This is a genomic window from uncultured Adlercreutzia sp., assembly GCA_910585575.1.
Lineage (GTDB): Bacteria > Actinomycetota > Coriobacteriia > Coriobacteriales > Eggerthellaceae > Adlercreutzia.
The window spans coordinates 45,526-68,563 of the sequence record CAJUFS010000005.1; the positions used below are offsets into that span (position 1 = coordinate 45,526).

At 61.7% G+C, this 23,038-nt stretch carries 17 protein-coding genes and 1 pseudogene; 5 read left to right on the forward strand and 13 right to left on the reverse strand.

Going from position 1 to position 23,038, the window contains the following annotated elements; translation table 11 throughout:
- Positions 1-74: 74 nt before the first annotated feature.
- The 11 genes from QZ307_RS01165 to QZ307_RS01215 all read right to left on the reverse strand — a co-directional run bounded on the left by QZ307_RS01165 (position 75) and on the right by QZ307_RS01215 (position 14,885).
- A complete protein-coding gene (locus QZ307_RS01165) occupies positions 75-2,636 on the reverse strand; it encodes a leucine-rich repeat domain-containing protein (protein ID WP_295994537.1) in 2,562 nt (853 codons plus the stop codon).
- Positions 2,637-2,792: 156 nt separating this feature from the next.
- A complete protein-coding gene (locus QZ307_RS01170; protein ID WP_295994540.1) occupies positions 2,793-4,139 on the reverse strand; it encodes a hypothetical protein in 1,347 nt (448 codons plus the stop codon).
- Positions 4,136-5,419 (reverse strand): DUF58 domain-containing protein, encoded by a 1,284-nt coding sequence (locus QZ307_RS01175; RefSeq protein ID WP_295994545.1) that lies wholly within the window; start codon positions 5,417-5,419, stop codon positions 4,136-4,138. The genes QZ307_RS01170 and QZ307_RS01175 overlap by 4 nt, the downstream gene beginning before the upstream one ends.
- Positions 5,420-5,421: 2 nt before the next feature.
- Positions 5,422-6,849 (reverse strand): iron ABC transporter permease, encoded by a 1,428-nt coding sequence (locus QZ307_RS01180; protein WP_295994548.1) that lies wholly within the window; start codon positions 6,847-6,849, stop codon positions 5,422-5,424.
- Positions 6,833-8,197, reverse strand: a complete 1,365-nt coding sequence (locus tag QZ307_RS01185; RefSeq protein WP_295994550.1) for an iron ABC transporter permease — start codon at positions 8,195-8,197, stop codon at positions 6,833-6,835. Before QZ307_RS01185 ends, QZ307_RS01180 begins: the two co-directional genes overlap by 17 nt.
- An 11-nt stretch (positions 8,198-8,208) precedes the next feature.
- The gene (locus tag QZ307_RS01190) at positions 8,209-10,278 is read right to left on the reverse strand and encodes a hypothetical protein (RefSeq protein WP_295994552.1); all 2,070 of its coding nucleotides are present in this window, start codon (positions 10,276-10,278) and stop codon (positions 8,209-8,211) included.
- A 24-nt stretch (positions 10,279-10,302) separates the two neighbouring features.
- Positions 10,303-11,295, reverse strand: a complete 993-nt coding sequence (locus tag QZ307_RS01195; RefSeq protein ID WP_295994555.1) for an AAA family ATPase — start codon at positions 11,293-11,295, stop codon at positions 10,303-10,305.
- A 12-nt stretch (positions 11,296-11,307) separates the two neighbouring features.
- Positions 11,308-12,090, reverse strand: a complete 783-nt coding sequence (locus tag QZ307_RS01200) for an ABC transporter ATP-binding protein (RefSeq protein ID WP_295994558.1) — start codon at positions 12,088-12,090, stop codon at positions 11,308-11,310.
- Between the two features lie 102 nt (positions 12,091-12,192).
- Positions 12,193-13,131, reverse strand: coding sequence for a U32 family peptidase (locus tag QZ307_RS01205; protein ID WP_295994561.1), 939 nt, complete (start codon positions 13,129-13,131; stop codon positions 12,193-12,195).
- Positions 13,128-14,054 carry a hypothetical protein gene (locus QZ307_RS01210; RefSeq protein ID WP_295994563.1) on the reverse strand — a complete coding sequence of 309 codons (927 nt, stop codon included), beginning with the start codon at positions 14,052-14,054 and terminating at the stop codon, positions 13,128-13,130. The genes QZ307_RS01205 and QZ307_RS01210 overlap by 4 nt, the downstream gene beginning before the upstream one ends.
- A gap of 54 nt (positions 14,055-14,108) precedes the next feature.
- Complete coding sequence (locus tag QZ307_RS01215; RefSeq protein ID WP_295994565.1) at positions 14,109-14,885, reverse strand: hypothetical protein; 777 nt, start codon at positions 14,883-14,885, stop codon at positions 14,109-14,111.
- A gap of 169 nt (positions 14,886-15,054) precedes the next feature.
- Between QZ307_RS01215 and QZ307_RS01220 the strand changes: the two genes are divergently transcribed.
- The 5 genes from QZ307_RS01220 to QZ307_RS01240 all read left to right on the forward strand — a co-directional run bounded on the left by QZ307_RS01220 (position 15,055) and on the right by QZ307_RS01240 (position 20,717).
- Positions 15,055-15,573 (forward strand): type II toxin-antitoxin system HicB family antitoxin, encoded by a 519-nt coding sequence (locus QZ307_RS01220; protein WP_295994569.1) that lies wholly within the window; start codon positions 15,055-15,057, stop codon positions 15,571-15,573.
- Positions 15,574-15,576: 3 nt separating this feature from the next.
- Positions 15,577-16,794: a molybdopterin molybdotransferase MoeA gene (locus QZ307_RS01225; RefSeq protein ID WP_295994572.1), complete on the forward strand. Its 1,218-nt coding sequence runs from the start codon at positions 15,577-15,579 to the stop codon at positions 16,792-16,794.
- 426 nt (positions 16,795-17,220) lie between these two features.
- A complete protein-coding gene (locus QZ307_RS01230) occupies positions 17,221-18,588 on the forward strand; it encodes a CBS domain-containing protein (RefSeq protein WP_295994575.1) in 1,368 nt (455 codons plus the stop codon).
- Between the two features lie 9 nt (positions 18,589-18,597).
- Complete coding sequence (locus tag QZ307_RS01235) at positions 18,598-19,956, forward strand: NRAMP family divalent metal transporter (protein WP_295994578.1); 1,359 nt, start codon at positions 18,598-18,600, stop codon at positions 19,954-19,956.
- A 275-nt stretch (positions 19,957-20,231) separates the two neighbouring features.
- Positions 20,232-20,717: an Rrf2 family transcriptional regulator gene (locus tag QZ307_RS01240; RefSeq protein WP_275206082.1), complete on the forward strand. Its 486-nt coding sequence runs from the start codon at positions 20,232-20,234 to the stop codon at positions 20,715-20,717.
- Positions 20,718-20,796: 79 nt separating this feature from the next.
- Here the strand turns inward: QZ307_RS01240 and QZ307_RS01245 are convergent, their stop codons facing one another.
- Together QZ307_RS01245 and QZ307_RS01250 are read right to left on the reverse strand one after the other, a co-directional pair.
- Positions 20,797-22,443 (reverse strand): Na+/H+ antiporter NhaC family protein, encoded by a 1,647-nt coding sequence (locus QZ307_RS01245; RefSeq protein WP_275206081.1) that lies wholly within the window; start codon positions 22,441-22,443, stop codon positions 20,797-20,799.
- Positions 22,444-22,649: 206 nt separating this feature from the next.
- Positions 22,650-23,038, reverse strand: a pseudogene (locus QZ307_RS01250) (sodium:solute symporter); the annotation flags it as partial.

Consider the following 23,038-nt stretch of genomic DNA (forward strand, 5'->3'; position numbering starts at 1 on the left):
AAAACGCCGTCAGGCTCCCTGCTGTCTAGCGGATTGACAGCAGGGAGCCCTCAGGAAAAAGAATTCAGAGCACGTTACTTCTTGATCGTCATCGTCTTCTTGAATCCCGTCGAGGTCTTGAACACCTTCTTGTAAGCCTTCACCTTGGCGGAGGGAACCTTGATCTTCGCCTTGGCGTTGATGCCGGAGATGGCTTTCTTGCCCACGCTCTTCAGCACCTTCGACTTCACGGTGATGGTCTTCAGGTTCTTGCAGCCATAGAAGGCCGTGGCGTTCACCTTGCTCACCTTGGCGCCCAGCGTGACACTCGTCAGCTTGGTGCAGCCGCGGAAGGCGCTGGTGCCCACCGTGGTCACCTTGGAACCAAGGGTTACCTTCTTCAGAGCCGTGCAGCCGCGGAAGGCGTTGGAGCCAATAGTCTTGACGCTCGCACCCAGCGACAGGGTGCTCGCCTTGGTGCAGCCGCGGAAGGCGTTGGAGCCGATGGAGGTAACGTACTTGCCCACAGTGATCTTAGTGATCTTCTTGTAGTTGTAGAATGCCTTAGAGGCCACGGCGGTTACCTTGAAGGACTTGCCGTTGATCTTCACCGTGGCAGGAATGGTCACCTTGCCCGTTGCCTTGGCCTTGGTCTTCGCATGGCCGACCACCGACACGGTGCCCGTGCCGTTCGAGGCCACCGTCAGCACCTTGTACTTCAGCGAGCCAATGGTCTTCTGATCGCCCTTTTTCACCGTTGCCGCCGGAGCCGTTGCTGCCGGTGCCGCCGGCGCGCTCACGTCGTCCGCCGTCACCGCATGGCTCGCCTTGGCCCACGCCCCCGAGGGAGCGAAGCCGTTGAAGGCGTAGCGCACGCCGTTAAGCTGCGTCGTGCCATCGAGAGCCGTGTTGGTCAGCACGCGCTTGATGGTCGGATCGGTGCCCATGGCCTTCTGGAAGTAGTTGTAGCCAATCTCGAACTTGTTATCGACCGTCGCCAGCTTGTACGTCTTGCCAATGTTGGACAGCGTGGTGCCCGCCGGCAGCGAAGCCGAAGCGTAGATCCACGACATGGCCGAGGGCAGGCTGGAATCCTTCAGGTGGTACACCTCGTCGCACCAGTAGGTGGACAGCGCCATGTTCTTGAACAGCTCGGGATAGATACAGTCCATGGCGTAGGCGCCATAGATGAGCTTCTCCATGGTGAAGTTGGAGCCGTTGGTCACCGCCGGAGAGGAGGCGATGTAGGAGATGGAGGCAGCCTTGGCTTTGTTGGCAGCGGTGGTGGCGTTCTTCTCGATCCACTCCTGCCACTCCTTCGCCGTCACCGAGTTGTGGGGGCTGTAAATGACATCGCAGCTGGCCAGGTCATCGGCCGTCGCATAGTACAGCGTGTAGGTGGTGGTGCTGTCGTCCGACGAGGACACCGCGCCGCCGCCCGTTTTGGCCGTCTGCACGCTGTTCGTCTTCAGCTGATCCACCACCAGCGGAGACCAGCTGGCACGACCGTCCATGGGGCCCGAGCCAATGTTCTCCGTAAAGTCATAGACCGCCACCACGACCTGTGTTGCCGACGTCGTCACATTCTTGGTGTTGTTGAACGGATAGGCGACATAGGCTACCTTCTTTTTCTTCACCGTGCCGTCGTTGATTTTGGCCAAGGTATAATAGACCGAGCCACGGGCGAGCTTCTCAATATTCACGGCGCACTCCGTCGGGGTCTCCGTGTAGCGGTTCGAGCGGGGAAGCTTATTGACCGTACTCCAGTTGAGTTGCTCACCAGCTGCCAGGCCGGTGTTCTTGCTCGTGGCTTGCATAACGTCTTCAGCGGCCGACGCCAAGGTGAACGCTGAGTTCACGAAGGAATAGGGGCTGTTGTTGTTGGGCTGAATAATGGCAGGGTTGTAGGTCTTGTCGCCCTCAATATAGAACTTACTATCGTAGGAGCCGTCCTCTCCGGCCACTGGCTCCGAATAAGAGTAGCGGTCGTTACTGCCCTTGACCTGGGTGTCGCTGGCGGAGTATTGGCCCTTCTGAATGTAACTGATGTACTTCTTGGCGTTTTCCTCGCTCAGGTTGTTGTTCAGCCACACCACTTCGGGACGATACTTGAAGCCAACCCAGACGCCCGAGGCACTATCCCAATAAGACGAGCCGTCAGTGCCGGCTGAAGACACAGTCGCCCAATCGCTCAGACCAGCGCCCTTGCTCTTCGCATAGAAGTTGTAGAACGTATTCCAGTTGTAGGCATTAGGGCTCTCGTTGGCCGCCGTAGCCCATACGCCAATGGTCGAGTTCTTCTGCGCCGACGCCAAATCGGTGATCTTCGGATTGCCGTTGCCTCCGTTGCCGTAATAGGCGCTGTTCGACACGCCCAGGTAGTCCGGGCCCGACGTCGACCAGGCCTCGGCCCAGGTGGTCAGCACCTTGTACTGCTTGGCCCCAGCGGTGTTAGCCGGAACCACGTTGCCCTTGGCGTCCTTCCACACCGTATTGGTCATGGGCGTAGTGGGGACCGTCCAGTTGGCACCGTTGCCGCCGACCGTCGTCGTGCCAGCGGCCACAGCCGTGCCGGCACCCAAGGTAGCGCAAAGCGCCACGGAAAGCGCGAGGCTCGCCGCCACCTTCCCCTTTCTTCCCTTCTTCAATCGCTTCATAGGGCTCCTTTCTTCTCCAAGGCGCCGACGGCGCCTCCTGCTCTATGAATAAACATGAGTCCGCTCCTCATGTCTATTAATTATATCAAATTGAGTATAATACTTGTAATAGGATAATTTAGAACGCAGAGGGGTATTTTGCGCCCCCGTTCCTCTCTAAAGGCGGAACGAGACGATCAGATAGCGCGGCACCCCCAGACGGCGCCGCGCACCCTTCCAGAACGAGCGGTAAAACGCCTCAGCACGCAGCAGCCCCTCCCCGGTTACGGGCTGAGCGCCATACTTGCTGGCGGCATAGTCATCGACCAGCAGGGCGAAATCCGCCCCAGCCGCCCTGCCAAACGGCGCTATGGCGGCCTCACTGCTCCGACTGAACTCAGCAAGGCTTTGGCCTGAGGGCACGGTTATGCCAAGACGCTCAAAGCGTCCCATCAGAAAAAGAAAAATACCCTCCAGTTCGCCGTTGGCTCCCTGTATCCGCAGACGATTGAGGCGTGCGCGACGCCACAGGCGGCGCCCCACAAAATAAGCGAGAACAAGCAGGAGGACCAGCGCCAGTACAGCCCAGAGAAATGCCGAGACCGAGGGGCTGTTCTCAAGATCGAACTCCTCCTCGAACGCATTGAAGTCGATGCCCAGGAACGATCCTTGGTTCTGCTGCGGCTGTTCCCCCGTATCGGGCAACTTGTTGGCCGGCCAGGTCATGCCGCCCGCGTCTTCCTTGATGTCGTCGGTAGTACGCATGCCCTCATTGGTCTCGCTGCTGGTAAGCGAGGTGTCGGGCGTTTGATACTGATTGGAAACACCGCGCACCGCCCGGGTCTCATAGGCGCGATACTCGGTAACAAGCTTCACGTCCGCCGCCTCCGGGTGCAGCGGGGCAATAAGACCGAACCATATACCGCATCCCGCACCGACTACCACTAGCGCGCTGGCCAGAGCCACCGCGAAGCCGGGCGCAAACGACACCGAGCGAACCGTGGATACCGACGTCAACGACTTCTGATAGTTCCGGTACACCAACAATGCCAGCGACGCGCCGACAAAAAGAAGCGTCCACCCAATATAGGAGCCGTGATAGAAGAACTGAATGAGCGCGCAGAGGAACGATCCGAGAACGAACAGGAGTGCTGCGCCCAGCTGGCGCCGCGACAGCAAAAAGCACCCGGTGGCCGTCAAGGTCACCACCATGGCGAATATCAGGTAGTTATCCGCATTGTCAACGAAGACGTTGCCCCCAGGAGTGAGAGCTGCCGCCACCGCCCAGCTGGCGATCAGGGCAAGCCCGTAGAACGCCCCGCCGATAGCGGCCGTTTTCCGCGACCGAGCCGCAAGGAACAACAGAGCCTCGCAGCCCGCAACGCCCACGGCGCACCACGGACCATGCTGGAAGACCGGACTGACGTTGAAGCCATCGAGCAGGGTATAGGCCAGCGCTGCAGCCGCCAGCGAAACGAACAGGAAATCGGCCCAGGAAGCACGGGCGTAGTCGGCAAACCTCATAGAGCAGTCCTCCCCGCAAGATCGGCGGCGGTAGAAATAACGAAAAAGGGAACGCGACCTCCCTCTAAACGGCGCAAAGGGCGCGTAAGCTCGCGCACATCCTCGGGATCAAGCCTTGGAGGCACCACCACAAAGAGCAGCGGATTCTTCTTGCGCAGACGCATTTCCAGCAAGCTGGTCACCAGTCGTTCCGACACGCGCGCGGTGCACATAACGACATTGTCCTGACCATGCAGCGAACGGCCTTCATTTTCTAACAGATCGAGCGCGTCCTCTTCCGCCCCGCGATGAATGGGCAGCAGTGCATCCGTCAAGGAGGTGAATTCGCGCTCATGCACCAGCTGCAGAAGACGGGCTTCGTGATAGCGGTCGACAAACGCCAAGGTCGCATCAAGGCCCTGATCCAACAGATAGCGATTCGCCGAGAGCGCGCTTTCCACCAAGCCATCGTAGACGTCCATCAGCGACTCGGCATCGTAGGCGGGCGACGCGGTGTCGATGATAATCGTTGCCCCCGGGTTGTTGTAGGACTCGACGAGACGCGTCAGATAATCGCCCTCGGTCAGGCGCGACGAGAGCTTCCAATGAATGGTCTTCAGCGGATCGCCCCACTCGTAGGGGCGCACCCCGGCATAATCCATGTCGTCGGCCACCACCGTCTGGAAGGGCTTGCGGCTATCGGCCGAAGAGGTGCTGGACAGAGCCAGGCTCCCCACATCGAACAGGCGCGGCATCACCTCGACTTGGTGGCGATGATCGTTGTCGATAGTGCAGAAGAAGAGGCCGAGCAGGTCGCTGATGACGATCTTCTGAATGCCTGCGGCATAAAAGCCCACATGGTCGAATTGAGCCGCAAAGGTAAAGTCGCGCGTTTCCCGCGGCATCAAGGCCATGGACACCGGGGTAACCGTGTCCATGGCGCCGAAAATATCGCTGATGTACACAAAGACCTCGATGCGGGGAAACACCAGCGGAGAGGTGTTTTGGAACTGAACGACAAAATCGATCTCACTGCCTCGCTCGCACGACGGCTGGAGCGAATCCTCGCTGAACCGCAGCGACCGCTTGAGCCCCTGCAGGTACAAAAAGGAAACGATCACCATCGCCGCGAGAGCCAAAAGCGGGATATAGCCGATGACATCGTTGACGAATACCGGCAGCACCGCGCAGCAGCCGAAGGCCACCACCAGCAGCGCAACGCGCCCCGCCACCGCTCGGCGATGGCGACGTCGAGCTTCTCGGGCGACCACATCGCGGTTCTCTGCCTTTTGCTTTCCCACCGTTACTCCCAACTTCTTTGACGGATGGCGAGCATCCACACAAACAGGGGCATCGCGAACAGCGTCACCACCGGACCGAGCCCCACCGCCGTCCCATCGAACAGCAACGCCGTTGACAGGTCGCCGCACACGAGCAGCACTAAAGCGCCCAGGAGCATGCTGCCCCCCAGCTGCTTGCGGAACTCGGAGCCGAACACCGCCCGCGCCACAAAGGGCACCACAAGAGAAGCCATGGCCACCTGACCGGCGTTCAGCTGAGCCACCAAGATCATGAGCGAGCCACAGCCCAAAGCCACAAGCCTCAGCTTTGTCGGATTGACGCCCAGCAGGCGCGCCTCGTCATCCGAAAACGACACCAAGTTAAGCTGAAAGCGGAAAAGAACTACGGGCACCAGCGCCACCGCGCCGCCCGCTATAAGCGACAGAGCCATCCAGGGGCTCTGAACCCCGAGGGCGTTCTGCAGCAGGTAGTAGGCCTGCCACGCCTGCTCGTCCATCCAGGCCACCTGGGCGTAAGACACCACCACGCCCAGAAGCTGAGAGACAATCGTGCCCATAAGGATCATGTTCACCACATTGAAGCGGCGGCGGCCACTCATCCATTTGCCGCCCAGCATCACCAAGGCCAGCACGGCCGCTCCCCCGATCAGGGAATAAAGGCAGTACTCGTCGCCATGATTGACCGCCTGGTAGCCATACTGCAGCACCAAAATGAGTACCGCCACATTCATGCCGCTGGTTACGCCCAGCATAGACGGGGCAGCAATGGGGTTGCGAAACGTGTTCTGATAGAGCATCCCCGACAGCGCCAGGAGCACCCCGCAGGCGGCGTATTTGAAGACGGTCCACACTTGCAGCATAACATCGGGATAGGCGGGCATCTCGATAAGCATGGTGCGGTAGGCCTCGGTAAAGGCAATAGGGGCCGCAAGCTCAAGGTACGTCAGCTTGAACCACAGGCCAATGCAGGACGCCACCTCAAGGGGACTGCGCACCAAGCCAGGCTGCGTGGTGCTCAGGCACAGCGAGAACAACACTAAAGCCACCAACGCGCCGCCGAAGGCCAGATACTTTATCTGCTGCTTGCGCCGGCTCTCCGAGCGAAGGGACAAGGAGCCCGAGACGACGGACAACTCCCCCACGCCCGAGACCGAGGCCCCCTCCGAGCGATCGCCCGCGCACCCACGACGCCCGCGCCTTCCCCGGAGCACCGCCTGAGCCCGCGCCTCATCGGCCGGAGTGCTCCCCGCCGGGCGGCCCGTCGCGTCGGCCTGCTGGGCCTCCTGCTGGCCCGGGGCGAGCACGGCTTTGGGGTCCACGGGCGCGACCGTGTCCACGGCAATGCGTATCGCCTCGTCGGCACGGAGCGCCTTCCCATCGATGAAGATGTACTCGTCGTCTCCTCGACGACGCTTAGAGCCACTCGCCACCGGCCGACCTCCTTCCGCGCACCGCAATAATCAAGAAGGCAATGCACCCGATCAGGCTTGTCAGCACCCCGGTACCACCAGCGGTGATGAAGGGAATGCCCAACTGGGTAAGGTAGAAGACGCCCGTAACCATAAGAGCGCCCAGCAGCGCGCACACGGGCAGCAGATAGCGGAAATCGGGCCCGACCATCTTGCGCGCCATGTGGGGCACGAGGAACCCGACGAAGCCGACAGGGCCGCAGAAAGAGACCACGAGCGCTGTCAAAACCGTGCACAGGGCGATCATGCCATTGCGCAGACGCACCGGCGAGATGCCCATGGAGCGCGCCTCGTCATCGTTGAACGCCAACAGGCTCAGGCGCTTCGACAGCGCAAAGATGCAGCCCATGCACGCCAAAAGCGGCACGGCAAACACCAGCACCGAGGGCACCGTGTAGGCCCCCATGAACGTCATCGTCTGGGCCTGAGCCAAATAGGTTGCCGCATCGACGTCACCGTGATTGGTCAAATAAAGCCGTATCCAGCTCAGCACCACGGCGATAACCGCCGTGAACACCTGGCCGGCAATGACCAGCGACACATTGGACACCTTCCCGCGACCCGCGATGAAGGCAATCACCATGATGAGCGCCACGATGAGAAAACAGCCGAGCAAGGAGGCGATGAACGAGCTGAACTCCTCGAAAAGCTGCTGGCCCAGCGGCAGTTCACTTTGCAGGGCCACCAAATCAGTGTAGGAGCCGACAAAACCATAGCCCGACTCCTCGGGGCGCAGAAACACCGCGTAGATGATTGCCCCGATGCTGCCGCCGCTTGTCACGCCGAGCGTCGACGGAGACGCAAGCGCGTTTTTGAGCGAGCCCTGAAACACTCCGCCCGACAGCCCCATGGCGGCTCCGGCCAGCAGCGTCACCAGCACCGTGAGCACATAGGTGCCGTACATAGTGTCGGGCTGGGCGAAAAAGCCAATAAAGCCCTGGAAGGCCGCGGCCGTTTCAGCAGCCAAGGTGCCGATCGTTCGGTCGGCGCGGCCCACATCGAAAACATTGGTGGGCAGAATGCACACCAGCACGTACACCACCGCCAAGGCCATACCCAAGCCGAGCGCCACTTTCGCGCGCCTGTCCAACCCATAGCGCTCATCTTGCTCGGCCGCGTAGGGATTCACCTCGTCTTTTTTGTGAATGCGAATGCGCCGATAGCTGTAATCGGGGCCGAAGGCATCTTTGCGATCGCGCTCAGCGAACAGCGACCCCATGACTTCCTGGGGCTGAGACTGCCCGGCCTGAGCCTCGTCCTTCCCCGGGACACCCGAGGGTGCGCTCCCGCCAATTTTAAGCTCTGCCATAAACCGCTTCCCTACTGATCCGCCAGCGTCCGCGGGTCGACGTCGTAGCCATAGAAGGTCTGGTAGAAGTCCTTCGCCTCCTGCTCCCAGCTAACACCCGAAGCCTCATCGTTGACGACATCGCACACCCAGGCCGCCTCGAGGAACGACTCCACGGTACCTTCGGTCCAATCGCAGAAGAGCCCCGACGGATTCACCTCGATGACCTGCTCGAAGGCATCTGCCTGACTCAAAACGTTGGTTGGATCATCGTCGGTCACGCCGCCGATGCAGGTATAGATCACCGTATCGCCCACGCTCGGGCCCACCGAGCCGATCTCAGCGCCCTGGCTGTAGTCGTAGGGGTGATATAGACCGTGGTCTTTCTTGCTGTTCTCCACCAAGGCTTCCTTTATGGAGCCCTTGGTGACAATCACCTTGGGGAACGAAGGGCAGCCAAGGCCTTCGCCCATGTCGGTAACCGAATGAACGTTGACGCCCGAATCCAACAAAGAACGGTCAAGGTTGGCAATGCCCTCCATCAGGCTTAGGTCGATGCCCGACCACTCCTTTGCTTTGAAGGGGAAACTCTTCAGCTGAAACTGCCACACCGGCACCTTGCCGGCGCTGCCCATGGTGGTTTGGGCCGCCGCATTGTTGATGAGGCCACCTACCTGCATGTAGTAGGACACCGGCGTCGTCCCGTAGCCTGCACCGGCAAAAGCCATACCGCTTGCCGGCTTCCAATTGGCGTCGCCCTGGCCTTCGCCCACGTACTTGGCCCCCTTGACGTACTCGTCAATGAGCAGGGTATAGCGCGGCTCGGTGTTCTTGCCAACGTCCTTGTCGCCCTTTTCGCTGCTCTGGTATACCTGCTTGCTCGAGGACTTCAGGGCCATGCCGCCGGCCGCATCGGCACAGGCCTTCACGACGCGATCATGGAACGCCACGTAGTCGGCGGCTCGATCCTCGGCGGTATCCCCATAGGCCGCCTTCTTGCTTCCCTGCAGCAAGCTGCCAACCGTATTCACATTGGCCTTGATGTTCTGAGAAGAGCTCATATCATACATAAGCACCGTGTGGATGTGCGCCTTGCGCAGCTTCTCGAAGTCAGCGTCGCTCAGGTCATCCAAGTACGATGAGTCGGTAACGAGAATGACCTCGGCACCCGATTTCACCAGCGCGTTCACATTCATGCCTTGCGCCGTTCCGTCATCTTTCCACCCCTTGCTGATGCCCGACGTGTCGAAGACGGTCTTAAAATCGCTCTTGAGCGTGGTGGCATCGGTCGCAGCCAAAGCGCCCGTACCCCCTATCATCTGAACCATGGCCGCATAGGGACCGAAGGCCGCAATCCGCTCCACCTGGGGCGGGTCTTGGTTCGGATCGGATGCATCGTAGATAACGCGCGTCGGATCCTTCTTGCGATCGGGGCCCGCGGTGTCGGCCTCGGGGCTTTCCGTGCCGTTGCTTTTCTCGTCCTTCTCTTCGGCGGCTATCTGGTTGTCGCCCCCGGCCGTCGCTCCCTTATCGGTCTTCTCGGCCTTGCTTTTTTTGGACGATCCCGAAGACTCTCCCTCGCGGTTTTCCCCGTCGGGATTCGCCTCGTCACCTGCACTTGTCGTCTGAGGCGCTTGCTCGTCTTCACGCTCCTCGGACGCCGCTTCCTCTACAACCGTCGCCTCGTGGTCGAACGCATTGGGGTCCTCGGAGGGCACGAAGCACACGGTCTCGCTGGCCTCGATGCCCGGAAAGTCCGCAGGGTCGGCGAAGGCCGATTTCTTAGCAGTAAATCCCGTGGTGTTGGGCTCCGAAGAGTACACCACCAGATTCTGCACCTCATCCGTCGGCTCAGCGTCTTCGCTTACCTCGGCGGCAGCAACGGCGTCGCTTGTCTCCTCGGCGCTCTCATCGCTGATAAAGAACTTGGTAGGGTTCTCGTAGTCGATTACCGTCGCCCGTTGGTCGTACACAATCTCTTTGAGCGCGTCGGTGTCTTTGCAGCCACCTAGCGTAAGAGCGCACAGGAGCGCCAGGGCAACGGTGGCCGCCCGAAGAACACACCCGCGCATGCTTCTGTCTGTCGCCGTAGTTTCGGCCATCTGCCTCACACTCCTCGGTGCGAGCTACGAGCGCTGGACGCCCTGCAGCTCTTGCTCGTTGCCGTAAGGAACTGCGATGCCCGAGAGAATGGATCCCAGCACGCCTTCGGCTGTGCGGCCCGTAATCTTTGCCTCGTGGGACAACATAATGCGATGGCCGAGCGTCGGCACGACGAGCGCCTTCACATCGTCAGGAAGCACGTAGCCGCGGCCGCGCGCCAGGGCCCAAGCGCGGGCAAGGTTCATCAGTGCCAGGCTGCCGCGCGGCGAGGCGCCCACCTGAATCTCCGGGTTGCTGCGGGTCGCTGCAACGATTTCCACGATGTAGCGCAAAACGAGCGGGCTTACGTAGACCCTCTCTGCCACTTCGCGCGCCGCCAGCACGTCGGCACCGCACACCACGGGGGCGAGGCTCTTTTTCGCCGAATCCCCCAACTCCAAAACGCGCACCTCCTGCTCGAAGGCGGGATACCCCATGGAAACCTTGATGAGAAAGCGATCGACCTGGGCTTCGGGCAGCGGATAGGTGCCGAACTGCTCGATAGGGTTCTGGGTAGCAAGCACCATGAAGGGCTCTTCCAGCTGATAGGTGCGCGCGTCCACCGTCACCTGGCGCTCTTCCATCGCCTCGAGCAGCGCGGACTGGGTCTTGGCGCTGGCGCGGTTGATCTCGTCGGCCAGAACCAGATTCGACATGACGCCGCCGGGGCGAAATTCAAAATCCTGGGTTTTCTGGTTGTAAATACTGAAACCCGATACATCCGAGGGCATGACATCGGGCGTGAACTGAATGCGCTTGAAGTTGCAATCGATGGACTTCGCCAAAGCACTGACAAGGGTCGTCTTGCCCGTGCCCGGCAGATCCTCGATCAGTACATGCCCCTTGGCAAGAAGTGCCAGCACCACCAGTTCGACCACATCGTGCTTGCCCTGAACCACCGATTCAACTTGGGCTACCATCTGGTCGATGGTCTTTTTCGCAATCTGAATGTCTCCGTCATCCACCATGACCGCCATACTGACAACTCCTTAAAACACTGGGGCGCACATGCGCATGATTTCGTTCTTGGTGTTCACAAACTCGACGATCTTCACGTTGACGCCGTAGGCTTGCTTCATGTTCTTCTCTGTGATGATGTCCACCGCCTGCCCGAACTTCATCGGCTCCCCTTTCTGCAAGAGGACAACGGACGAGTTGCACATAAAGGCATGGTCGGGGCTGTGGGTGGTCATAATGACGGCATAGCCCTTCTCTGCCAAAGTGCGCACCTTGTCGATGACGCGAACCACGTTGCCATAGTCCAAGGCTGCCGTGGGCTCGTCGAGCACGAGGATCTTCGGTTGCTGCGCCAAAGCGCGGGCGATCATCACCAGCTGCAGTTCTCCACCAGAGATGTCGGTGTATACCTTGTCGCGCAAGTGGTAGACGCCCATGTCTTTCATGGCCGTTTCCACCACGGCATAGTCGTCGTCGCTCGGCTGGCCCATATGGCCTACCTTGTTGATGCGGCCCAGCAGGACCACGTCTTTCACTTGGTAAGGGAACGGGGGCGTATGGCTTTGCGAGACATAAGCCATGGTGTCGGCAAGGCGCTTCGGCGACCACTTGGCAATGTTCTCGCCATCAACCATCACCTTGCCGCTTTGCAGAGGCAACAACCCCAGGATGGACTTGAAGACCGTGGACTTACCGCAACCATTCGGACCGAGCACGCAGCACACATCGCCGCTATCTACCGAGAAAGTAACGTAGCGCTGGATGGACTTGCCCTTTTCGTAACCACAGTGGGCATCGCGCACCTCAAGCTTCACGCTGCTCTCCCCTCTCGTAACAGGATGTCAACAGTATTATTCTTATTTTAGTATATACATAGCAAAGAATATATTGAGAATATCTATGCTTGCTGCTCACATTTATTCCACTTCTGGGTAATAGCAATTGAGATGAGACGCGCACAGAGCTTCGTAGCCCTCGGGCAGCTCCATACGGGCGCGGTACTCCGCCTGCGACAGGCAGTCTTGCGCAAGGTCGATATGTCGTCGCGCCAGCTTGATATCGCGCAGAATGGCCTCGCGCTCGTCGCAGCGGCCGACGATCTTTCCCGCATTGATGCCGAGCCGCTCGAAATGCCACAGGGCGCACAGCCCACAGGCCGCCTCAGCGAACAGTCGGTCCCAGGCCGGCGTGGGCTGGGCCGCACCGGGAACGCGCTGCTCTTCCCAGCGCTCGCCGAAGCGTAGGTCCCGACAGAGCGAGTAGTGGCCCGCGCGGTGACAGCCCAGGCAATGGGAGTCGCTGAACACGCAGCCGTTGCGCATGAGGAAGGCCTCGTACTCAAGCCCCGGCGTCGCTTCGATAATTGACTCGATCTCGGCCAGGGACAGTTCCCGCGGAAAGATAAGGCGCTCCATGCCCTGGTGTTGATAGAACCGGGCAATGTCGCTGTTGAAGATGCCACACATGGTGCTGGCCACCGCTTTGAGCCCCGCGTTGCGCGCCGCGCGCACCAGCTCGGGCCCCGAGAGAATAACGCCGTCCACGCCCGCTTCCGCCAAGAAGGGAAAGTACGCGTGAGCGAGGTAGTCTCGTTGAGCGGCCGTGTAGATGCCCGCATTGAAGGGCACGTACAGCTGAGCACCGGCGTCCTTGATGGCCCGCGCTGTCGCCAGCACCGTCTCGAACGGGTAGGCGTTGGCCTCGGCCCCAAAGCCCGACAGCCGGTTGAGGTCGGCCGCCTCGCCGAACCGCGCGGTCCACTCGTCATCGTAGAAGCCCATGTAGAACTCGCCAACGCCAGCGGCCAGGTAATCGGCCAGCGCTGCGCAGTCGTTGAAAGGCACGAGAATGTTCATCGCTGCGCCTCCGCATCCAAAAGCCATCCGAAATGACGCGGCGCCCGCACCACGCGGTACGCCACACGGCTGCGCACGGGCACGCCTTCGTTCATCATGTACACGGTTTTGCCGTGTTTGGTGTAGAACACGTCCGCAGCGGCCTGCGCGTCGTTGGCGGCAGCTCCGGCCTCCCCCTCAAGCCGATAGGTGGTGAGGGCCTCATCGCATTGATGAGAGCAGGGCGAGCCGGCCCGCGCCGGAATCCCTTTATCGGTTACGGGTGCATAGGGGCAGAAGGAGCCCGTGGTCACGAAAAGATAGGGGGCATGCACTGCCGGCGTCACGATCAGCGGCGCCTCGGTGAGGTCGATGGCGCGTCCGCAGGGATCGAACTCGATGCCGCGGATTGTCGGATAGGCTTCTTGCAGGGCGTCAAGCCCCGCACCCAGAAACGCCGGTCGATACGCAGAGGGAAACCCCGCTTCGTAGCGCAGGTCGCGCAAATCCTTCGAGAAGAGGCGCCCCACGTTGAGAGCGACATCGCCCCGATCCGCCAGCCAATCAAGCATGCCGTAGTCGTTGACCGTCACCTCGTCAAAGCACGAAAAGGCCTCAAGGAGAAGCGCCAGACGCCGCTTGACTATCGGCAGCTCCCCTTCAGAGGGCGTGGGCACCGTCAGGGTGCAGGATATCCCGTGGGACTCCGCAAAGGTCTGCACCGCCTGCATCACGCTTCGCTCGGTGCCGCGAAGAAACGCGTTCACGCAAAACGACGAGCCCAAGTACAAACGATCGCAACAAGACCAGGTGGCCTCCTCGCCTATGCGCTGCACGACCGCCTCGAGAGCAGACGAAGAAGGCGTGGAAGCGTCAGACGGAATCACTGCGCGGCAAAGCGCCGCCACATCCAGTTCGCACAGACTTGCGCATCGAGTGATCAAGAATTCCCCTCTCGAGGAAGAGCCGTTTGCACGGCCCTTCCCGTTCAACAAATGCTACTCGGCCTTCTCGGAAGACGCGGTATCGCCTTCGTCCTTCGCCGACGCGTCGGCCTTCTTCTCAGGCTTCGGCTGGTCGTCGCCCTTCGGGTGACCGCCGTAGTTGTGGCCGCCCTGCGGACCGCCGTAGTTGCCGCCACCATAGTTGTGGCCGCCCTGGGGTCCGCGAGGCCCTCCGCCGTAACCGCCCGGGCCGCCCTGCGGGCCGCCGTAGCCGCCGCCGTAGTTGCCGCCGCCATAGCCGCCGGGACCCCCTTGGGGCTTGCCACCGCCGTAGCCACCGGGGCCGCCTTGCGGGCCACGAGGACCGCCCTCGCGCTTACCGGGGCCGAACGGACCGCCCTCCGGCTTTCCTCCGTAGCCGCCGGGACCTCCTTGCGGGCCGCGCGGGCCGCCGCCGTAGCCGCCCGGGCCTCCTTGCGGGCCGCGCGGGCCAGGGCCGCCTTGGGGGCCACCGTAGCCGCCAGGGCCGCCAGGGCCGGGACGGCCACCGTAACCGCCCGGGCCGCCCTGGGGGCCGCGCGGGCCCGGGCCGCCCTGTGGGCCGCGTTCGAGCGCGCGGCGCGCCCACCCGCACGGATGGTCGCGACCGCACGGTGCCATATCGCCGCGCGGACCGCCGGGCCCGGGCTGGGGCATGCCCATACCGCAGTCCATAGGCGGCATCATGACGGGCATCACCATCACGGTGGGCGCCATCATGGGCATCGGGGGCAGAGCGCATCCCATATAAGGTGCGCCGTACTGGCCCATGCGAGGATCCATGTAGTACATGCTCTCTCCTTTCTGCCTTATCTATTCTCTATGGAGAATATACTTAGCTATGATAGTATGAGGAAACGGCTTAGCTTTTTGAGAATTTGCGGAACACCACAGATGGTTAACGAGACTTAACCCCCTTGGAGGCGACGTCTGTTTCGACGGGCATCGCAGAAAGGCACCTATGCGATTCACCTACGAAGCGCTGTTTTGCGTAGATGACGAGGGCACCCATCATGCCCATCTCCCCGACATCGAAAGTTGCTGGACCAGCGGCCCCTCCTTCGAAGAAGCCCTCGACACCCTGGCGGCTATTCTTGAGGAGTATCTAGCGGCCACGCTGGCCGTCGGCGATGAGCCTCCCCCTCCCCGTTACGACCATCGTGTCTACGATGGGTTCTTTTCCGTGCTGCTCTCGGTGCATGTCGATGACGGCGCCGAAGAGCAGGTGGTCACCGCTGCCGAAGCCGCCCGCATGCTCGGCGTCTCGCGTCCTCGGGTGTCCGCCCTTCTGCAGAAAGGCATCCTGACGGGATACCGAGAAGGACGCAATATGCTCGTCCACGTGCAAAGCATTTACAACCGGCTGCGCTATTACCCCCGCGCCAGTTCGACCACACCGGCCTACCCCGACAGCGCGATCCCCGAAAACGAGCCGTCGTTTGATGCATCCGACCTATCCTATGAAAGCGAGGAGTATTAGTTCATGAGAGACCACCGCAACCACGTGTGCGCCGATTACCGCACCGCCGCCACCGATCTGCTTGCCCAGTGCACCTTCGTCCGAGAAAGCGAGGAGGTGCCCGTTGAAGAGGCCATTGGCCGCGTACTCGCGGAAACGGCCTGTGCCCTGCACGCTCTGCCCAACAAGCCCACCTCCAACATGGATGCCATCGCCGTGCGCTTCGCCGACTTTGCCGACGGCATGCCCGACGTCACCACTTGGAAGCGCGGCGAGCAGTTTCAGTTCTGCAACACCGGCGTCGCTATGCCCGACGGCTTCGACACCGCCATTGCCATCGAGAACGTGGAGGTGGGCGATGACAACGAGAGCCTGGTCGCCCTCACCTATACGCCCACCGACTGCGGCGAGGCGGTGTCGCCCGTAGGCTCCTCCCTCGAGAAGGATACCGTGCTGGTCGAAAAGGGCACCCTGCTCAATCCCGTCCATGCCGCACTGCTGGCTCAAGGCGGCTACACCACCGTGCCGGTGGTGCGCAAGCCGCGCGTCGCCTTCATCCCCACGGGCAACGAACTGGTCGACCCGTGCAAGAACCCTCCGACGGGCAAGAACATCGACTGCAACTCGATTAACGTCTGCGGCAAGCTGGCCGCCTGGGGCGCCGAACCGATGCGCTTCCCCATTGTGCCGGACAACTGGGACGCCCTGAAAGCCGCGCTGGACCAGGCCGTCGAGGAGGCCGATATCGTGGTCATCAACGCCGGCTCCTCCAAGGGATCCGACGACTTCACCTGCGAAATCCTTGAGAAATACGGCACTGTGCTCAGCCACGAGACCAATGCTGCGCCCGGCAAGCACGCCTCGTGCGCGCTGCTGAACGGCACCCCCGTCGTGGGCATCTCCGGGCCGCCCATCGCCGCCGACCTCAACGTCGAGATGTTCGCGAAGCCGCTGGTGGACGCGTTTCTGTACGGCGTCCCTCAGGAGCCGCCCGTTATCTACGCCTGCTTGGCCGAAGACATGCCCCTGGAGCCGCGCCGCGTGAATCTGCTGAAGCGCGTCAAGCTGGTGCGCGACGACAACGGCTACCTGTGGGCCGAAGTCCTGCCGCTCTATGCGCCCGCCCTGAAGGAATGCGCCGAGGCCGACGGACTGCTCATCGTTCCCGCCGACTCCTACGGCTGGCACTACGGCGAGCAAGTGCCCATTCAGCTGCGCTTCCCCTATCAGGTGCGCTTCTAGCTACGCCGCGCCCTAGCCGCCCGGCGGTGCCTCAACGCACTGCGGCCGGTTCTACCGCGCCTTGCGGCACCGCGCTTCACCCCGCCGCACCCGAGCCGGCCGCCCTCTGCCTCTGTGCCCCTTTTTTGAGCCCCTCTCCATTTGAGGGGCTCTTCTTTGCTGAATTAGCGTACAATGCATATGTTTGCCCACGTCCGCGCGGGCAACGGCTTATTCATCGGATGAAAGGAACGTACTTGAAGGTTCGAAAATCGAAACCTCACAGTATGTAAGCTTCCGACTCCTTCCTTCGTGGCGGCAGTCGGAAGAAACGACTGCTGTGCATTGACCTGACCGTGCGCCAGTGCGCTCCAGCGCCCCTTGCGGGTGCGCCCTGAGACGCCCTCCGCCTCGGTTTCCCCAATGCCCCTGCACGGAGGACTTTGTATGCTCTATCTTTCCCAAATGATCGGCGAGCCCGTCGTCGACGCCCAAGGCGAGCGCCTGGGTACCATTTCCGACCTGGCCATTTCCACGGGCGAGGTCTTTCCGCGCATCACTAGCCTGGCTTTCCAAGGCCCAGGCAAGGTGCCGTTCATGATCTCGTGGCGCAAGTACGTGGACACGTTCGACGACGATGGCATTGTCTTGGCCGTCGATGCGCCCGACATCCGCTTCAGCTACCTGCAGCCTGATGAGGTGCTGCTCGCCCGCGACCTGATGGACCGCCAAATCGTTGACACCCAGGGCATGAAGGTGGTGCGCGTCAACGACCTTAAGCTGTCCCAGTCGGGCACCCAGCTGCGTCTGCTAGGCGCCGAGGTGGGTGTGCGCGGCATCCTGCGCGGGCTGCACCCCCTAGTCGAAAAAGCCGTGGTGAAGACGGCGAAACTGTTCGGCAAGAAGATGGACGAGCAACTGATTGCCTGGAACTACATGGACCTGCTCGACCGCGACCTGTCCGAGGTGCAGCTGTCCGTTACCCACCGCCGCCTGGACGAGCTCCATCCCGCCGACGTAGCCGACATTCTGGAGCAGCTGGACCCCCAGCAGCGCGCCAGCGTGTTCGAGCACCTGGACGAGGAGCGCGCCATCGAATCGTTCTCCGAGATGGAGGACGAGTACCAGGCCGAGTTCATCGACGACTTGGAAGATGCCCGCGCCGCTCAGCTCATCGGCAACCTAGACCCCGACGACGCCGCCGACATCGTGCGCGATTTGCCCTACGAGAAGGCCGAGACTCTGCTGCGTCTCATGGGTGTGGAGGACGCCACGGAAATTCGCCGCCTTCTGGGCTACAAGGACGGCACCGCGGGCGGCATGATGACCACCCAATTCGTGGCCGTGCCGAAAACCGCCACCGTGGCCGACACCATCGAGGTGCTCCGCGCCCTGCCCGAGGACCACCCCACAGTGCACTACGTCTACGTCACCGACGAATACGGCAAGCTGCTGGGCGTAAACTCGCTGCGCACCTTGGTGCTGTACAACGCCGACCGCCTCATGGGCGACATTATGTTCGACGACATCATCACCTGTCTGCCCTCGGAAGAGGAAGAGGACGTAGCGGCCGACATCTTCAAGTACGACATCCCCGCCATGCCCGTGGTGGACGAGCACGGCACGCTGCTGGGCATCGTCACCACCGACGACGCCTGGGACGCCATCGAGGACGACGTGTCCGGCGACAAGACGAAGATGAGCGTGCTGTCTATTGCCGGCATTACCGTGGCGGCGCTTTTGGGCCTGTTCCTGTACTCGCTTATTCTGCTGCAACTGGCCGGATCGCTGCATCTTGGCGGCCTTCATTACTAGGAGGTGCCCATGAATGCGAAGAAAAGCGCACAGCTGGGCGCCGAGCAGTGCCAGCGCCATGAGGCCGCCCTGGAAATTGCCGACACGGGCCTGCCCGTGGAGGACCAGGTAGGCCCCGAGGCGGCGAAGAAGCCCTCGAAGCTGTGGCTCGTGCTGGCGGCCATGGGTCCGGGCATCATCACCGCCATGGCCGGCAACGACGCCGGCGGCATTTCCACCTACTCCACGGCCGGCGCGAACTTCGGGTTCGCCACCTTGTGGGTCATTCCCGTCATGTGCATCCTGCTGGCCGTCGTGGAAACCACGGCCGGACGCATGGGCGCCGTCACGGGCAAGGGCTTCGCCGCTCTTATCCGCGAGCGCTTCGGCATCCGCCTGACGGCCTTCGCCATGCTGGCCCTGCTCATCGGCAACGTGGCCACCACTTTCTCGGAGTTCGCGGGCATCGCCTCGGGCATGGAGATGTTCGGCGTGTCGAAGTACCTCTCGGTGCCCATTGCCGCTTTGGCCGTGTGGCTTCTGGTGGTGGGCGGCTCCTACAAGCGCGTGCAGAACGTGTTTCTGGCCCTGTCACTGGTGTTCATTACCTACGTTATTGCCGCCTTCCTGGCCCAGCCGAACTGGGGCGAGGCGCTCCACGACACCGTCGTGCCCACCTTCGTGGGCGACACTAACTTTATTTCCCTGGTCATTGCCATGATCGGCACCACCATTGCGCCCTGGATGATGTTCTTCTCCCAAAGCAACGTAGTGGAGAAGGGCCTGACGCCCAAGGACCTGCTGTTCCAGAAGGCCGACGCCATCTCGGGCACCATCGCCGCATGCCTGGTGGCCTGGTTCATCATCGTCACCACCGGCGCGGTGCTCTTCCCTGCCGGCATCACCATCGATTCGGCGGCCGACGCGGCCACGGCCCTGGCTCCCTTCGCCGGCCCCTACGCCGAGGCGCTGTTCGCCGTGGGGCTTATCGCCGCCTCGTTCCTGGCCGCCTGCGTGCTGCCCCTGACCACCGCCTTCGTCATCTGCGAGGCCTTCGGCTGGGAGGCGGGCGTCTCGCTGAAGTGGAAAGAGGCCCCCACCTTCAAGAGCATCTTCACCTTCGTCATTGTGTTCTCGGCGGTGGTGGTGCTCATTCCCGAGGTGAACCTGTTGGGCATGATGCTGACGGCCCAGTTCGTCAACGGCATCATTCTGCCCATCCTGCTGGCCCTCATGGCCCTTATCTCGGCGGACAAGCGCGTCATGGGCGAGTACCGCTCGGGACGCGTGGCCAAGGTGCTTCTGTGGGCCACGGTCTCGGTGGTGGCCCTGCTGACCGTAGCGCTTCTGGTCATGCAGGCGCTGGGGCTCGGCACCGGCGTCGTGTAGCGCCTTATCCTCAATAAAGACGTGACCTATCTGGTCATATATGGATTATCGTCAGGCTTTCTTACGGCGCGGCAACGTAACTGAATCGGCGCGCTCATCGTTTGGTACAAGCCTTGTATTTGAAAATGCCGCGGCCTATTCTGCAAGTGTCGGAAGCATAAAAAGACCGCTTTCGGCACACCTGCGGATGACCACGCGCCGGCCCTGCGCCCGGCGTTGGGTCCACGTGGCAACAGCTGCAGATCCGCAAGGTGTCGAACCGTAAGGAGGCTGCAGTGCAACTCAAAGCATCAACAGATTATGGACTGCGCGCCGTTCTGTACCTGGCCGCGCAGGGGCAAACCTGCTCGTCGAAAGATATCGCCCAGGATATGTCCATCCCCCGTGACTACCTGATCCAGCTTGCGCAGCTTTTGCGCAATGCCGGCATCATCGAGGCACGCCCTGGCAAGCATGGCGGCTATCGCCTCGCTAAGGATCCTTCGGAGATTACTCTTCTGCAAGTAGTCAACGCCCTCGACGACGACGCCAAGGATACCACGCGCGCTCGGCGCAAGGATCGCGCCAACGCCACCATGGTCCAAGGCATCAAGAAGGCCTACGACCTGGTGCTCGACGGCTACGATTCCTACTTCGACAGCATCACGCTGGCCATGTTGCTCGACTGCTCGAAGGACGAGAAGATGGGCAAGGAATACCTGGCTGGACGCCTGATCGCTGAAAGCCAGCGCCTGCTGGCCGAAGCGGCCTCGGCTGCCTAGACGCACCGCGCGTCCATAACCACCCACAAAAAAGGCCCCGTTTCCGGGGCCTTTTTGCGTCTTGCTGCCAGCGGGAAGGCTAGGCCTTCTTCGCTCGGTTGGCCTCCATTTTCGTGAGGACCAGCACCGCAATGACAATAAGCACCACGCCCAGAATGAGCGAGATCCACGGCGTCTTGAAAATGCCGGCCACAATGTAGCCGATGAAGCAGATGACCATGACCAGGGTGGCGTAGGGAATCTGCGTGGCCACATGGCGCAGGTGGTTGCACTTGGCACCGGCCGAGGACAGAATGGTGGTATCGGAAATGGGCGAGATATGATCGCCGTACACCGCACCGGCCAGAGCCGAGCCGACCGCCACCAGGAACAGCGGATCAGAGGCATCAAACACGCCGATGATGATGGGAAGGATAAGGGCGATGGTGCCCCAGCTGGTGCCCATGGCGAAGCCGATGAACGCAGCCACCAGGAAGATGATGGCCGGCAGCAGCTCCAGGCCCACGCCCAAGCCGTTCAGGAAGCCGGACACGAACTCGCCCGTGCCCAGCAGGTAGCGGCAGCAGCCGCCCAGCGACCAGGCCAGCACCAAAATCATGATGGCGCCGATCATGGAGCGCACGCCCTCGGACATGGCCTCCACGAAGCCGCCCAGGTTCATGAGCTTGCGCGGCAGGTACATAGCACCGGCCACGCACAGGGCCACGCAGGCGCCGATGCACAGGCCCATGACCGGGTTCTCGCCTACGGCCGTGGCAAAGTCCACGCCGCTGAAGAAGCCGCCCATGTACATCATGCCCAGGATGGAGAACACGATGAGCACCAGAATGGGCACGATAAGATCCCAGATGGTGCCGCGCTCAGAAATATTGAGCCCCTTGTACTCCTCGATGGCCCCGGCGGCGGCATCGTCGATGTCGCCCTCCTCGGTAACCTGGGTGGGAATATTGGGCGCGCCTTCCAGATCAACCTGTGCCTTGTCGGCGATGCCCACCAGCGACACCGCCTCCAGCTTCGAGCCCTCGGGCGGGATACGGCCATCGGCTGCATCCTGGGCAGCGGCCATGGGACCGAAGTCCTTCTGGATGGCCAGCATGAAGAACACGAAGAAGATGGTGAGCAGAGCATAGAAGTTATAGGGGATGGACTGCACGAACGTGTTGAAGCCATCCTCGCCCATGTAGCCGCCCACGGCCACGGCCCAGGAGGATACGGGGGCGATGATGCACACCGGTGCGGCCGTGGAGTCGATAATCCAGGCCAGTTTCTCGTGGCTGACGCGGAACTTGTCCGTGACGGGACGCATGACGGCGCCCACGGTCAGGCAGTTGAAGTAGTCGTCCACGAAGATGATGATGCCCAGTACCGCCGTGAGCAGCGACGCCGCGCGGGCGTTCTTCACGTGGGTGGTGACCCACTCGGCATAGGCGCGGGAGCCACCGGCCGTGGCTATGACCACCGTCAGCGCGCCTAGTAGGGCAAGGAACAAAAGCAATGCTCCGTTCCCGGCAATTTGTTCCGCCATCATCTGGGGAACCATGGTGAATGAGGCGATAAGCTGCTCGCCGCCGGCACCGTTGAGCGTGAACTGATAAATGATCATACCCGTGAACACACCCACGGTCAGCGAGGAGTACACCTCCTTCGTAATGAGAGCCAGGACCAATGCCAGAATGGGCGGCACAATGGACCAGACTCCGCTGCTGATGAGCTCGAACCCTTCCATGTCTCTCCTTCCGTCCGCGCTTCGTCCTCCAAAGCCGAACGCTAGGCTACAGATGGGCATAAGTATACCCCGCCAGGTCAGGTTTTCTTACGCGAACGGGCAGGTATTTGCCTGCGACCCGCCAAGAAAGAGCGCCGGACCCGAAGGCCCGGCGCTTCTGTTGCAAGCTATTCCGTTAAGCGGACTACGGCGCTGCGGCTGCGCTTCTACACGTCGGCAGCGGCTCCTACGTTGGCGCTCTCGAGCATCTCTTGCTCCACTTCGCGCTCGAACTCGCGATCGGTGGCGCCTTCGGCGGAAGGCGGCTTGATCTGGAACGGCACCGCCGGCGTGAACAGGCTGACTACCGGCACAATCACCAGCGAGATGATCATGCACAGGGCGCCGCAGTTGATGGGGCTGGCAATAAGCGGCGTGCCGCCGGACAGGGCCAGGCCCATGTTCACCGCCGTCAGGCCCACGCCCACGGCGAACGAGCACCACACCGAGGCCTTCGAAATGCGGCCAGAGTACAGGCCCCACAGGAAGGGGCCCAGGAAGGAGCCGGCCAGCGCGCCCCACGAGTAGCCCATGAGCTGGGCGATGAACACCACGC

Excerpts from the sequence above, each read along its gene's own strand:
- QZ307_RS01165 (WP_295994537.1), bottom strand. The coding sequence starts at position 2,636 with ATGAAGCGATTGAAGAAGGGAAGAAAGGGGAAGGTGGCGGCGAGCCTC.
- QZ307_RS01170 (WP_295994540.1), bottom strand. The coding sequence starts at position 4,139 with ATGAGGTTTGCCGACTACGCCCGTGCTTCCTGGGCCGATTTCCTGTTC.
- QZ307_RS01185 (WP_295994550.1), bottom strand. The coding sequence starts at position 8,197 with ATGGCAGAGCTTAAAATTGGCGGGAGCGCACCCTCGGGTGTCCCGGGG.
- QZ307_RS01190 (WP_295994552.1), bottom strand. The coding sequence starts at position 10,278 with ATGGCCGAAACTACGGCGACAGACAGAAGCATGCGCGGGTGTGTTCTT.
- QZ307_RS01195 (WP_295994555.1), bottom strand. The coding sequence starts at position 11,295 with ATGGCGGTCATGGTGGATGACGGAGACATTCAGATTGCGAAAAAGACC.
- QZ307_RS01205 (WP_295994561.1), bottom strand. The coding sequence starts at position 13,131 with ATGAACATTCTCGTGCCTTTCAACGACTGCGCAGCGCTGGCCGATTAC.
- QZ307_RS01215 (WP_295994565.1), bottom strand. The coding sequence starts at position 14,885 with ATGTACTACATGGATCCTCGCATGGGCCAGTACGGCGCACCTTATATG.
- QZ307_RS01220 (WP_295994569.1), top strand. The coding sequence starts at position 15,055 with ATGCGATTCACCTACGAAGCGCTGTTTTGCGTAGATGACGAGGGCACC.
- QZ307_RS01225 (WP_295994572.1), top strand. The coding sequence starts at position 15,577 with ATGAGAGACCACCGCAACCACGTGTGCGCCGATTACCGCACCGCCGCC.
- QZ307_RS01230 (WP_295994575.1), top strand. The coding sequence starts at position 17,221 with ATGCTCTATCTTTCCCAAATGATCGGCGAGCCCGTCGTCGACGCCCAA.
- QZ307_RS01235 (WP_295994578.1), top strand. The coding sequence starts at position 18,598 with ATGAATGCGAAGAAAAGCGCACAGCTGGGCGCCGAGCAGTGCCAGCGC.
- QZ307_RS01245 (WP_275206081.1), bottom strand. The coding sequence starts at position 22,443 with ATGGAAGGGTTCGAGCTCATCAGCAGCGGAGTCTGGTCCATTGTGCCG.